This is a genomic window from Phenylobacterium sp., assembly GCF_004799395.1.
In the GTDB taxonomy this organism is placed as follows: Bacteria; Pseudomonadota; Alphaproteobacteria; order Caulobacterales; family Caulobacteraceae; genus Phenylobacterium.
The window spans coordinates 1-12,495 of record NZ_SSMZ01000182.1 but is presented as its reverse complement, the minus strand read 5'-3'; the positions used below and the strand labels follow the sequence as shown (position 1 = coordinate 12,495).

General features: G+C 69.9%; 14 protein-coding genes. 6 read left to right on the top strand and 8 right to left on the bottom strand.

Features of this window, described 5'->3' with window-relative positions:
* On the bottom strand, window positions 1–247 hold a 247-nt coding region (locus tag E8A12_RS12055), incomplete at its 3' end, for a Clp protease N-terminal domain-containing protein (RefSeq protein ID WP_293368993.1).
* A gap of 206 nt (window positions 248–453) precedes the next feature.
* Here E8A12_RS12055 and E8A12_RS12050 point away from each other — a divergent pair.
* Window positions 454–1,743 carry an outer membrane protein transport protein gene (locus E8A12_RS12050; RefSeq protein WP_293368991.1) on the top strand — a complete coding sequence of 430 codons (1,290 nt, stop codon included), beginning with the start codon at window positions 454–456 and terminating at the stop codon, window positions 1,741–1,743.
* A gap of 23 nt (window positions 1,744–1,766) precedes the next feature.
* Here E8A12_RS12050 and E8A12_RS12045 read toward each other — a convergent pair whose 3' ends face one another.
* The 4 genes from E8A12_RS12045 to E8A12_RS12030 form a co-directional block, all read right to left on the bottom strand.
* Window positions 1,767–2,198: a DUF1178 family protein gene (locus E8A12_RS12045; protein ID WP_293368989.1), complete on the bottom strand. Its 432-nt coding sequence runs from the start codon at window positions 2,196–2,198 to the stop codon at window positions 1,767–1,769.
* Window positions 2,195–3,022, bottom strand: coding sequence for a carbon-nitrogen hydrolase family protein (locus E8A12_RS12040; RefSeq protein ID WP_293368987.1), 828 nt, complete (start codon window positions 3,020–3,022; stop codon window positions 2,195–2,197). The genes E8A12_RS12045 and E8A12_RS12040 overlap by 4 nt, the downstream gene beginning before the upstream one ends.
* Window positions 3,023–3,162: 140 nt before the next feature.
* Window positions 3,163–3,429: a glutaredoxin 3 gene (gene grxC / locus E8A12_RS12035; RefSeq protein ID WP_293368985.1), complete on the bottom strand. Its 267-nt coding sequence runs from the start codon at window positions 3,427–3,429 to the stop codon at window positions 3,163–3,165.
* A 41-nt stretch (window positions 3,430–3,470) separates the two neighbouring features.
* Complete coding sequence (locus E8A12_RS12030; protein ID WP_293368983.1) at window positions 3,471–4,247, bottom strand: ComF family protein; 777 nt, start codon at window positions 4,245–4,247, stop codon at window positions 3,471–3,473.
* Between E8A12_RS12030 and E8A12_RS12025 the strand changes: the two genes are divergently transcribed.
* From E8A12_RS12025 to E8A12_RS12015, 3 genes are all read left to right on the top strand, one after another.
* On the top strand, window positions 4,246–5,151 hold the full coding sequence (locus E8A12_RS12025; protein WP_293368981.1) for a methyltransferase domain-containing protein: 906 nt from the start codon (window positions 4,246–4,248) through the stop codon (window positions 5,149–5,151). The two genes, E8A12_RS12030 and E8A12_RS12025, sit on opposite strands and share 2 nt — an antisense overlap.
* A 124-nt stretch (window positions 5,152–5,275) precedes the next feature.
* Complete coding sequence (locus E8A12_RS12020) at window positions 5,276–6,238, top strand: hypothetical protein (RefSeq protein WP_293368979.1); 963 nt, start codon at window positions 5,276–5,278, stop codon at window positions 6,236–6,238.
* A 60-nt stretch (window positions 6,239–6,298) separates the two neighbouring features.
* Entirely contained in the window at window positions 6,299–6,469 is a 171-nt protein-coding gene (locus E8A12_RS12015; RefSeq protein ID WP_293368977.1) for a hypothetical protein, read from the top strand.
* A 4-nt stretch (window positions 6,470–6,473) separates the two neighbouring features.
* Here E8A12_RS12015 and mutT read toward each other — a convergent pair whose 3' ends face one another.
* On the bottom strand, window positions 6,474–6,881 hold the full coding sequence (mutT, locus tag E8A12_RS12010) for an 8-oxo-dGTP diphosphatase MutT (protein WP_293368975.1): 408 nt from the start codon (window positions 6,879–6,881) through the stop codon (window positions 6,474–6,476).
* Window positions 6,882–7,164: 283 nt separating this feature from the next.
* Between mutT and E8A12_RS12005 the strand changes: the two genes are divergently transcribed.
* Together E8A12_RS12005 and E8A12_RS12000 are read left to right on the top strand one after the other, a co-directional pair.
* Window positions 7,165–8,589, top strand: a complete 1,425-nt coding sequence (locus tag E8A12_RS12005) for a DEAD/DEAH box helicase (RefSeq protein ID WP_293368973.1) — start codon at window positions 7,165–7,167, stop codon at window positions 8,587–8,589.
* Between the two features lie 105 nt (window positions 8,590–8,694).
* Window positions 8,695–9,585, top strand: coding sequence for a hypothetical protein (locus E8A12_RS12000; RefSeq protein ID WP_293368971.1), 891 nt, complete (start codon window positions 8,695–8,697; stop codon window positions 9,583–9,585).
* Here E8A12_RS12000 and E8A12_RS11995 read toward each other — a convergent pair.
* Together E8A12_RS11995 and E8A12_RS11990 are read right to left on the bottom strand one after the other, a co-directional pair.
* Window positions 9,582–11,507 (bottom strand): prolyl oligopeptidase family serine peptidase, encoded by a 1,926-nt coding sequence (locus E8A12_RS11995; RefSeq protein WP_293368969.1) that lies wholly within the window; start codon window positions 11,505–11,507, stop codon window positions 9,582–9,584. The genes E8A12_RS12000 and E8A12_RS11995 overlap by 4 nt on opposite strands.
* An 86-nt stretch (window positions 11,508–11,593) precedes the next feature.
* On the bottom strand, window positions 11,594–12,495 hold a 902-nt coding region (locus E8A12_RS11990; RefSeq protein WP_293368967.1), incomplete at its 5' end, for a PQQ-binding-like beta-propeller repeat protein.

The following is a 12,495-nucleotide window of genomic DNA, read 5'->3' as shown; positions in this document are numbered from 1 at the left end:
TATAGAGCTGGCCTGTACCACCCTCGACCTTGGGCAGCTTGGAGAGCGACAGGTCGATGGCCGTGTCGGCCTCGTCAGGCCGCCCGCCGGCGCTCTGGATCAGCGCGCGCGACAGCCCGTCCTTTTCCTCGAGCAGCACCTTCAGCAGATGCTCGGGCGCGAACTGCTGGTGGCCGCGGGCCAGCGCCAGGCTCTGCGCCGACTGGATCGCCTGTTTGGCGCGATCGGAATAGACGTCAATGTTCATGGGTCCCCTCGGTAGGCGGATTGACCGGCGTCGCCTTGATCAAGCGCAACGCCGGCTCCCCGGATGTAGTGTGGCGGATTGGCCACACAACCCCGAGCCGAACGGCTTTTGGCCTCGGATCACACCTGGACGGTCTTTCGCTCGGATGAACAGTCACCATCTCGACGTCCGAGTTGGGGGGGTTCGATCGTGTCAGGAGCCTCCCAATGACCTCACTTCCCCGCCTCGCCCTTCTGTCAGGGGCGGCATTCGCCGCCCTTGCCCCCCAGGCCCATGCCGGCGGCTTCTACCTCCAGGAACAGTCCGTGCGCGGCACGGGACGGGCCTATTCGGGCGAAGTGGCGGACCAGGGCGTCGAGTCCCTGTGGTGGAACCCCTCGGCGATCGCCGACTCGCCGCGGGAAGTCTACGTCGGCGCCAACGGCGTCTTCGTTGACGCCAAGGTCCAGAACCAAGGCTCCGCCATCACCTATCCCGGCGGGACCACCGTCCCGGTCGGCGGCAATCCCACCGCCAAGAACCCGATCCAGAACGGCCTGGCGCCGAACTTCGCCATCGCCACCCCGATCGGCGACCGCTTCGCCGTCGGGCTTTCGGTGGCCGCGCCCTACAACTTCATCACCAAATACCAGCCGGACTCCTGGGCGCGCTACGACGCCCTGACCTCGCGCCTGACGACCGCCGACATCCAGCTGACCGGCGCCATGAAGGTCACCGACTGGCTGAATGTCGGCGTGGGCTTCGACAGCGAATACACCTCCGCGCGGCTAATCACCGCCGAACCGAACCTGTCGCCGACGCTGCCCGACGGAGCCTCGCAGCTGCGCGGCGATGGCTGGAACTATGGCTACACCTTGGGAGCCCAGGCCAAGTTCGACCGCCTGACGCTGGGCGCCAGCTACCGCTCGGCGATGGACCACGACCTCAATGGCCAGGTCTCGGTGAGCGGCCTGCTGGGCCCGCTGGCCGCCGGCAACGCCAACCTGAGCGGCAAGGCGAGCTTCACCACGCCCTGGATCGCCACCTTCGGCGGACGCTATCAGCTGAATGACAAGCTGACCCTGGACGCCCAGATCCAGCGCTTCGGTTGGAGCGAATTCAGGAGCATCAACGTCACCACCGCCGCCGGCGCCCAGGTGCTGCCGCAGAACTATCAGGACACCACCTCCGGCGGGGTCGGCTTCGACTATGCGCTGAACCCCAAGCTGACGCTCCGCGCCGGCGTCCAGTACGATCCGACGCCGACCCCGGACGTCGGCCGCACCGCCAGGGTGCCCGACGGTGACCGCTGGCTGTTCGGCGCCGGCGGCACGGCGCAGATCAACGACCACATGAAGCTGGACGTGGCGGTGGCCTACATCGACTTCGCCAACAGCTCGGTGAACAACGACGCGGTGTTCTATTCGGGCACGCCCGCCGCCACGAGCGCGGCCCTGCGCGGACAGGTCGAGGGCGAGGGCTATGTGGTGTCGGTCGGCCTCCGGAGCCGGTTCTAGGCCGCCCATCAGCCCGGCTGCGCTCAGTTGAGCTCGGTCTTCTTGCGTGGTTCGGGCGGCAGGGGCGCGATGGGGACGCCGTCCTCGACGAGGTCGCGCACCTCCTGGGAGGTGGCCTGCCCGTAGATGCCGCGGTCTTCGGAGCGACCCTCGTGGATGGCGCGGGCTTCGGTGGCGAAGGCGTCGCCGACGTCGTCGAAATTGTCTTCCACGTGGCGGCGGATGCGGCTCATCGCCTCCATCATCACTGCTTGGTTCTGGGCGGGGGAGTTGTCCTGCGAACGCGTCTTCGTCCCGGCCACAGCAGGCGCCATGATCGCCTTGCGCACCGCCTTGGAGCCGCAGGCCGGGCAGTCGATCAGGCCGCGCGCCTGCTGGTCGTCGAAGTCGCCGGAAGCGCCGAACCAGCCCTCGAACTCATGGTCGTGCTCACAGTGGAGGGCGTAGCGGATCATGCGATCGGCGCGGGTTCTGCGAAGGGCCGCGCATTGGCCAGGTTGGGGATCGCCGCGCGGGCCTTCGCGGCAGCGGCGAGGTCGAGATCGGCGAGCAGCACGCCGGGCTCGTCGTGGTCCAGCTGGGCGATCACCTCGCCCCAGGGCGCCACCACCATGGAATGGCCCCAGGTGCCGCGGCCGTCCTCGTGCCGGCCGCCCTGTGCGGGCGCCAGGACGAAAGCGCCGGTCTCGATGGCCCGGGCGCGCATCAGGACCTCCCAGTGCGCCTCGCCGGTGGGCCGGGTAAAGGCCGCCGGGATGGTCATCACTTCGGCCCCAGCGAGCGCCAGGGCGCGGTAAAGGGCGGGGAAACGCAGGTCGTAGCAGACCGTCATGCCGAGTTTCAGCTGGCCGGCGCGGGCGGTGACGGCGCGGTCGCCCGGCTCATAGGTCGCCGACTCCCGGGCGGTCTCGCCGGTGGGCAGGTCGACGTCGAACATGTGCAGCTTGTCGTAGGTGGCGACGATCGCGCCGTCCGGCGAGATCAGGGCCGAGCGGTTGGCGGCCTTGCCGTCCTCGCGCTTGACCAAGGCCGATCCGACCAAGATCCAGGCGCCGAGCTCTTTGGCCGCGTCGCGGAGCCCAGACACGACCACGTCGTCCTCAAGGGCGACCAGCATCGCCAAGAGGGTCACGCGGTCCTTCTGCAGGACGTTTGTGCCCTCCGGCGTGGCGATGAAGGTGGCGCCCGCCGCGGCGGCCTCGCGAACCATCGGCAGCACGTGCTCAAGCGCCGCGGCCTGGGTGGCCGGCGTGCGCGTCTGGATCAGGGCGACCATCATGGATTGAGCCTATAGCAAAATCTTCCTTTCCCACTCGTGGGAAAGGGGGACCGCGGCCCGCAGAGGACGTGGTGGAACGGGAAAGCCGCACGCTCGGCGCTCCGTCCCTCGCCCTCTCCCGCTGCGCGCGAACGGAAAAGTCAGGCCGCCGCCTGCAGCAGGGGATCGAGCTTGCCGTCTCGCTCCAGGGCCATCATCTCGTCGCAGCCGCCGATGTGCCGGTCGCCGACGAAGATCTGCGGGAAGGTGGCGCGGCCGCCGGCGCGCTGCATCATTTCCTGGCGCTTGGCCGGATCGAAGGCGGCCTCGACCTCGGTGAAGTCCACGCCCTTCTTCTCCAGCAGCGAGACCGCGCGGATGCAGTAGGGGCAATAGGGCTTGGTGTAGATGGTGACGTGGGACGACATGACGTTCTGGGGTCTCTAAGGCTGTAACCGTCGCGAAACGTTCATATAGCGAGTCCGGACATTTCTTTAACCCGGGCCACCACTGCGACATCCACGCGCATAGCACCGGCGGCCTTCAGCGCCCGCGCGCAGCCCTCGGCGGTCGAGCCGGTGGTCATCACGTCGTCGATCAGCAGGATATGGCGACCGCGCACCTGGTGGGCGCAGCTGTGAGGGACCTCGAAGGCGCCGGCGACATTGCGCTTGCGGCCCACGCCGGACTTGCCGCCCTGGGTTTCGGTGACGCGGCGGCGGATCAGCGCGTCGGGCAGGTAGGCAAGCTCGGTCATCCGCGCCAGCGGCCGGGCGATCTCGGCGGCCGGGTTGTAGCCGCGCGAGAGCAGGCGCGAGGGGTTCAGCGGCACAGGGACGATCGCGGCGGCCTCATCGATCGGCGGCCGCGCGGCGCGCGACAGCCAGCGGGCGAACAAGGGCGCCAGGTCCGTGCGCTCGGCGTGCTTCAGCTTCAGGATCGGCTCCCGGGAGGTCTCGTCGTAGAGGCAGGCGGCGCGGGCGGCGTCGAAAGCCCGGGGCTTGGCCAGGCAGGGCGCGCATCGCGAGCCGACCTCGAACTCGAAGGGCGCGCCACAGCCGTCGCAGACCGGTCCGTCGAGGAACTGGATGCGGCTCCAGGCCGCCGCCGAGAGACCGCCGGCCAGAGCCGCGCCGCCATCGATGGCCTGCGGCGAGAACACCAGGTCGAGCGCGCCGCGCATCAGGCCCCGTACGCGCGGTCCCGGTTTCAATACCGACCGGAAGAGGCCATCTTCCGCGCTCATGTCCGCTCCGCTCCTCTTCGACCGCGCCCTGCACAAGAAGCGCCTGGACCGCGCCGCCAGCGGCTTCGCGGCCGCCGACTTCCTGCAGCGCCGCGCCGCCCTCGACCTGGCCGAGCGCCTGGAAGCGATCATGCGGGACTTCCCCGTGGCCGTCGACCTGTCGGCGCGAAATGGCGCCTTCGCGCGCGCGCTGGCCGAAAGCCCGGCCGCCGAGCGCGTGGGCGTACTGATCGAGGCGGACCTGTCGGCGGCGATGCTGGCGGGGCGCGCCGGCCCGCGCCTGGTCGCCGACGAGGAGCGCCTGCCGTTCGCGCCCGCTAGCCTCGACCTGATCGTCTCGACTCTCGGCCTGCACTGGACCAACGACGTGGTCGGCGCCCTGATTCAGATTCGTCGGGCCTTGAAGCCGGACGGCCTGTTCCTGGGGGCCTTCCTTGGCGGCTCGACGCTGACGGAGCTTCGCCAGGCGCTGACCGACGCCGAGAGCGAGATCCTGGGCGGCGCGGGCAGTCGCGTCTCGCCCTTCGCCGACAGCCGCGACGCCGCCGGACTGCTGCAGCGCGCCGGATTCGCCCTGCCCGTCGCCGACGTCGACCGGGTGAAGGTCAGCTACGAGCATCCGTTGAAGCTGCTGGCCGACCTGCGGGCCATGGGCGAGACCAATGTGCTGGCGGATCGTCATCCGCGGGCGCTAACTCGCGCGCTCCTGGCCCGCGCCAGCGAGATCTACGCCGAGCGGTTCTCAGGGACCGACGGGCGGGTCAGCGCCACCTTCGAGATCGTCACCCTGACCGGCTGGGCGCCACACGCCAGCCAGCAGCAGCCCCTGCAGCCCGGCTCGGCCAGGATGCGGCTGGCCGACGCGCTGGGCGTCGTCGAGCACCGCCTGCCGCGGGACGAATAGCGCGCATACGGTGGAGCTTGGTAACGCACCGGAAAGCCAACATCGCGACAACTGACCACGGCGGCGCTGGCCCAGGCCTCACCTAGGCTGGCGCTTCGGGGGACTCCTGGGTCGGGAGTCGACAATGACAAAGCTTTTCCAGCATCTGGGCCTGGCCGCAGCGGCCTGCGCGGTGGCGCTCTGCGGTTGCGCGACACGGCCCGAGGCGCCGCGGATGGCCGCGCGCGCGCCGGCGCGCCCTGCGCCGCCGACCCTTCGCGACCAGGCGCCGGCGCCGTCCGGGCTCGCCGTCCAGGCCAGCGCGTTCGAGGCCTTCATGCGCCATGCGCGGCGGATCGATCCGGCATTCGGAGGCCCCTCTGACGTAGCCCAGGCCCTGCAGACCGCCGCGACGCACGAACCGCATGAGCTGGAGGCCGGCATGATCGCCTACGCCGCGCTCGCCGCTCTGCAGGAGCCGCGCTTCGTGGCCGCCGCGCGGGCCGAAGGCCCGGACCTCGCCCGCCGCATCGCCGCCGACCCGCAGGCCGTGCTGGCTCTGCCCGGCGCCGAGGCCGCCGAGGCCCGCGCCAGCGGCGCGCTCTACGCCGAAGGCTCGGCGCTGAGCGGCGAGGGTGAAAAGATCAAGCACGCCGCCTACACGGTGCAGCACCAAGCCTGGGCCAAGGCCAAGGTCCCCGACGCGGCCGGTCGGCTCAGCCGGGTCAAGCGGCTGTCGGGAGAAGCCTATCAGCCGGCGCGGGAGGACGCGGCTGAGCTGCAGATGTCGCTGGCCGGCGCGGCGCGCCGCAGCGGCGCGCCGAGCCCGGTGGTCGCCCGCGGCTTGGCGCTGGCGGCGCTGTCGGTGCTGGGCGAGACCCGCCAGGCGCAGAGCCTGATGAGCGAGCCGCGCACGACGTCGTGCCTGCACATGGCCAAGCTCAACCTCTACCAGTGCCTGGCCAGCGCCGGACCGCATTACGAGGATATCTTCTGCCTGGGCCAGCACGCCATGATCGATCCCGGACAGTGCGTGGTCGAGGCGACCGAGGCCCGCGCCGAGGCGCCGCGGCGGGTGGCCGTGACCCGGGCGAGCTTCACGCGCTGAGCCTCGCCGGAACAGCCCCGCCCGCGGCCCGTTTGGAAGCCTCGGACAAGGAGACTTCCCATGACCCAGCAATCCAAGCCGGCCCGCACCCCGGACAAGCACCCCGGCATGATGGGCGACGGCACCGAGGAGCAGAACCTGAACCAGAAGGGCGATCCGGGCGCGCGGATCACCGAGGCCGAGGTCAAGGAAGCTTTCGGCGAGAAAGGCCCGGCGCCGCCCAAGCCTTGAAGCGTCAAATCAGATCGCGCAGCCACGCGACAAGCGGCGCGTCGGCCGGCGGCATCGGATAGTCGCCGAGCTTGCTGGGCTTCACCCAGGCGATCTGCGGATGCTCGCGGGCCACAATGCGGCCCTCCCAGCGGCGGATCAGGTAGAGCGGCATCAAGAGGTGGAAGCCCTCGTACCCGTGGCTGGCGAAGACGAAGGGGGCGAGGCAGGCGGGGGTGACCGTGATCGCAAGCTCCTCCTCCAGCTCGCGGATCAGGCAGGCCTCGGGCGTCTCGCCCTTTTCGACCTTGCCGCCGGGGAATTCCCAGAGGCCCGCAAGCTGCTTGCCCTCCGGCCGCTGGCAGATCAGCACTCGGCCATCGGCGTCGATCAGGGCCGCGGCGACCACCAGCAGAAGGGGCTTCTCGCTCATCCCTGCTTCCTTCCCCGCCTGAGTCATAAAGGCAACAGGCCTGCGGCAAAGCCTCGCCGTGGGTTGACTTCGCACCTGCGAACGCCGATGTGCAGCCCGCGTCACGAACTATGACGTGCTCGGCGCCGCAGCCGCGTGGGGTCTCCCTTCGAGATCCAGCCTGCAGAGCGCCGTAAGATCCATAGATCGCCCATCACGCGGGGCGCTTCCCCAAAGACCCCGCGACCCCGCGCCCTCGATGGAATCGAGCCGGCGCGTTCGGCGCATACGTGAAAGACTCTGTTTGACCCAGTTTACCGATTTCGGCCTCGCCGCTCCGTTGCTCAAGGCGCTGGCCGGCGAAGGCTACACCACGCCCACCCCCATCCAGGCGCAGGCGATCCCCGGCGTCATGGCCGGCCGCGACCTGCAGGGCATCGCCCAGACCGGCACCGGCAAGACCGCCGCCTTCGCCCTGCCGATCCTGCACCGTCTGGCCGCCGACAAGCGCCAGCCCGAGCGCAAGGGCGCCCGCGTCCTGGTGCTTTCCCCCACCCGCGAACTCGCCAGCCAGATCGGCGAAAGCTTCCGCACCTATGGCAAGCACATGGGCGTCACCGTCGCGGTGATCTTCGGCGGCGTGAAGTACGGCGCCCAGCACAAGGCCATGGCCAATGGCGTCGACGTGCTGGTCGCCACGCCCGGCCGCCTCCTCGACCACCTGCAGGAAAAGACCATCACCCTGCGCGGCGTGGAGATCTTCGTCCTCGACGAGGCCGACCAGATGCTCGACCTGGGCTTCGTGCTGCCGATCCGCAAGATCGTCGCCCACATCCCGAAGGTTCGGCAGAACCTGTTCTTCTCCGCCACCATGCCCACCGAGATCGGCAAGCTGGCCTCCGAACTGCTCACCGATCCGCTGCGCGTTTCGGTGGCCCCACAGGCGACCACCGTCGAGAAGGTGAACCAGCGCGTCCTCTTCGTGGAACAGGGCCGCAAGCGCGCCCTGCTGGCCGAACTGTTCGACGACGCCCAATTCAAGCGCGTCATCGTCTTCACCCGCACCAAGCGCGGCGCCGACCGTGTGGCGCGCGGCCTGGAGCAGGTCGGCGTCGACGCCGCCTCGATCCACGGCGACAAGAGCCAGGGCCAGCGCGAACGCGCGCTCGCCGACTTCAAGGCCGGCAAGGTCCGCGCCCTGGTGGCCACCGACATCGCTGCGCGCGGCATCGACATCGACGCGGTGACCCACGTCGTGCAGTACGAGCTGCCCAACGTGCCGGAAAGCTATGTCCACCGGATCGGCCGTACAGCCCGCGCCGGCGCCGACGGCTCGGCCGTGGCGTTCTGTTCGGACGACGAACGGACCCTGCTGCGCGACATCCAGAAGGTGACGCGCCAGACCATCCCGTCCTTCGACCGCCGCAACGACAAGCAGCTGGGGGCCGCCACCGCGGCCCTGCCCGATCCGGGCGGCAAGGCCGAGCGTCCCGACACCCGCGGCGCCGGTGGCGGTCGCGGCGCCCATCAGCCGAAGCGCAACCGCAATCACGGCGGCGGCGGCAATAGCGGCCATCGCCACGAGGGCGCTCCGGCGCGCAGCGGCGGACATGGCGGCGGCGGCGGCGGCGAGAACAAGCCGGCCCAGCAGCGCCCGGCCTTCAAGGGCCCGCAGCGCGGCGGCGGCAATTCGTCGTCCGGCCGCACCGGCGTCTGGTCGAACCGCTAGAGAAACGCGCAGCCCGGACCCGTCGCTTCGCCTGACTCAAAAAGTCGCTCGCGCCTGCGCTTGTCTGCCGCATAGGTTCGTGCGGGAGATGGCGCGGGGGAGCGGTTGGACGGCGCGGATCCGATCGAGGTCGACGAACTTGATCCGCTGTCGGACGCTGCGGTGGCGCGCCTGCGCGCCGATCCGCGGTTTCGAGAGGCCGCGGAATCCTTCGCCGCGGAAGCGCTTCGCGAATTCGAGCGTGCGGACGAGGCCACACGCTGGCTGCAGAAGGACCTCGGGAGAGCCTCGCTCTATATGGCCTGTGCGATCCTCGACCTCGCGCCGGAGGGCCTGACCGTCACGGGCCTCGCCGCGACCGCCGCGAGCGCCGGGGTCTGCAGCCGCGGCCGCGTGCTGGCCTTCATCCACTACGCCCTGGACTCCGGACGGCTGACGTTGGCGGCGGGGCCCGAGCCCTGGATTCGCCGCCGCCTGACGCTGACCCCGATGTTCATGGACAATATGCGCCAGCGGTTGCACGGCGGGCTGGAGAGCGCCGCCCTGGTGGCGCCCGAAATCGCCGCCGCCCTGCCGAAGCTGAGATCCGACGCCATCGTGAGCCGGGCCACGGCGGCGGTGGGCTTCCTGCTCAAGGCGCGGCCGGAGCTCAATCGCAATCCCGGCGGCCCGCTGCGTCAGATCTTCATCGCCCGCGACGGCGGCATGCGGGTATTGCAGCACCTCATGCTGCGGCAAGACCCGGGACGCGAGCGGCTGATGCAGACCGCTGAGATCAGCCGAGCAGACCTGTCGCGCCGCTTCGGCGTCTCGCGCACGCACATCACCCGGCTTCTGGCCGATGCCGAGGCGGCGGGCGCCCTCACCCTGCCGGCGCCCGAGCAGGTCGTTTTCGCGCCCGCCTTTTCGGACGAGGTGGAGGCCTATTGCGCGGGCCAGCTACAGGTGATGCGCACGATCGCCCAGACCCTGATGAGCGCCTCCCCGGCAGCCTAGTTCGCCGGATCGTGCTTCTCGACGAAAGCGACCACGGCGTTGAGCATGGCCAGGCGGGTCGGCGCGCTGGAGAGCCAGTGGTCCTCGCCGTTCATCAGGACGAAATCCACAGGCTTGCCGGCCGAGGCCAGCGCCTTCTGCATCGCACGGCTCTGGTCGATCGGCACCACGGAGTCGTCCGCCCCGTGGATCAGCAGGATCGGGGCGTCCGCCTTCGAGGCGGCCTTCAGCGGCGAGACCGCGTCCATGTCGGAGGTCTGGGCCCCCGTCAAACCGCGCCAGAAATCCTGGGCCCGGGTGTCGCGCGCATCGCCGCGCTCTCGGGTCCAGATCAGCATCCGGCCCATGTCGGCGACACCGGCGACAGAGACGGCGCACCGGTAGAGGCCGCGCTGCAGGGTCACACCGGCCAGGGCCGCATAGCCGCCATAGCTCGCGCCGACGATGCAGGCCCGCTTGGGATCGACGATCCCGGCGTGGGCGAGCGCCGCCAGACCGTCGGAGATATCGGTCTGCATCTTGCGGCCGTACTGCCCGTCGGCCGCATGGCGAAAGGACTCGCCGTACCCCAAGGTGCCCCGGTAGTTCGGCTGGAACACCGCATAGCCGCGTGACGCCAGGGCCTGAGCCCACCAGTCGAAACCGACCCGGTCGCCAACGACGATCGGGCCGCCATGCGGCATCACGATCACCGGCAGGTTCTTGGCCTCGCGACCGGGCGGCAGGGTCAGCACGCCGTCCATGGCCAGGCCGTCCGCGGCGTTGTAGGCGAACATGCGCGTGGGCCCGACCTCCGCTGCCGGCACGTCGGGGTGCACGTCCCCAAGCGGCGTGGCGCTGCGGGCCACCGCATCGACCAGCCAGTAGCGTCCAGCGTCGTGGGGGCCTTCGGTGCGGAAGATCATCTGGGCGAAGTCGTGGGAGAAGGCCGCCAGGTAGGACTCCTCGCCGGCGAAGGCGGCGCGCGAGCTGTCGATTCGCCGCTGCAGGACCGGATCCAGCAGCTTCTCGCCGGCCAGATTGCTCATCCCCACCAGGGTGTTCGTATCGCGGTCGACCAGTACGCCGGCGGCGTTGTCGCCGGAGATCAGCACCGAGCCCTCGCCGGCGCCGCTCAGGGGGATTTCACGTCCCACGATGGTGTCCTTGGTCCGCTCGATCACCACGACGGTTCCAGGCGTCCGCCCGGGGCTCAGCAGATCGATCGAGCTATCGCCCGCGCGCTGAATGAGAGGATGCTCCATCCCGGCGCCGGGATAGATCGTGTACTGGCCGCGGTTCGCGTCATAGACCGAGTTGGCGAGCACCTCGCCGTTCACCCCGATGAGCCAGTCGCGGTCGCGTTGCGCCGAGGTGGCGACCTTCTCCGGATGCCCCGTGTCGAGATCGACGCGATAGAGATCGGCATAGACCACGCCGCCATCGGCGTGAGGTCCGACGGCATCCCAGGTCACGCCGCCCACATAGGCGTACCATTTCCCGCCCACCTGCCGCGCCCCATAGAAGCCCGCGATGGCGTCCATGTAGGTGTTGGACTTGGCGAAGATCATGTAGCTGGCTCGGGTCTTCAGATTGAAATCGATCAGCCCTTCCATCTCGGTGGTCTGCAGGCCGATAACCGGACGCGAGACCGTCGCGGTGACGGTGATCAGCACGTGATCCTCGCCGGCGAAATCGACGCCGCGGATCTTCGCCGGGCCGAAGGCCACGCCACCCAGCACCTCGCCATCCGACTTGCGCACGACGACCTTGCGACCGTCCTTGTCGGCCATCACCACGGCGAAGCGTCCGCCGCTTGGCGAGAGCGCCGCATCCTCGATGGCCGGCAGCCGTCCATAGGCGTCAAGCGGCGGCGGCGCTGCAGTAGCGAGCGTCGGTGCGGCCGCGGCCAAGGCGGCGGCGAGAACAAGCCAGATATGCAAGACGAAACCCCCCGGTACGCTTTGTCGGGGGTAAACTAGACCAGGGAAAGCGACCCACTCAACCTCGGAGTGTGGGCGCCTCGCCGCTAACGCCCATCGACCGAAAGCGCCATCAGCAGATTGCGGCCGCCGGGGCCCATCATCACCCCGGGATAGCCGGAGTGCTGGAACACCATGCCATTCACGACCACCGGCCCCGTCGCGTCGAGCGCGCCACCCTTGGCGCCCTTTACCCCGTTGACGGTGTCGTAGCTCGCCGCGGCGGTGTTGAAGTCCCAGACGATGGCGCCGGTCTTGGCGTCATAGGCCCGCAGGTGGCCGTCGATGGCGCCGGAGAAGGCGATGCCCGGAATGACGCTCACCGGCGCCGACTGAGCCACGACGCAGCGCTGCCCGGCCGGACAGGGCTGGACCGGGGTCGGGGTTTTCCAGACCACCGCGCCGGTGGCCAGGTTCACCGCGTTGATCCCCGGGGTCCCGCCGCGCCCGGCGTCGGCGATGGCGACATAGGCGTTGGCGCGGTCGGCGGCCATGCCCCACTCGACGCCGCCGGCGGCGCCGCCTCGGCCCAGCTTCACTTGCCACAGCGTCTTGCCGCCCTGGTCAGGATCGAGGCCATAGACCACGCCCGACTTCTGGCCGGCGATCAGGATGTCGTGGCCGTTCGGCAGGGTGCGCAGCATGACCGAGGAGCCGAAATCGACGTCCGGTCCCACCGGGCTGGGGCAATTGGCGGGCGCCTTAGGGCCGGGCGGACAGCCGACCATGAAATTGTCCTTCTGGGTCACCTGGTTGCGCCACTTCACCTGGCCGGTCTTCAGGTCGATGGCCATGATCGCGTCGGCGCCATCGGTGTCGACGTCGGTGTAGCTGTCGCCGGTGGCCGCGTAGAGCACGCCGCGCTTCAGATCGAGGGTCGGCGCCGACCAGACCGCTCCGCCCGCCGGGCCGGTGAGCTGCTTGCCCTGCGAGACCCGATAGGGCTTCG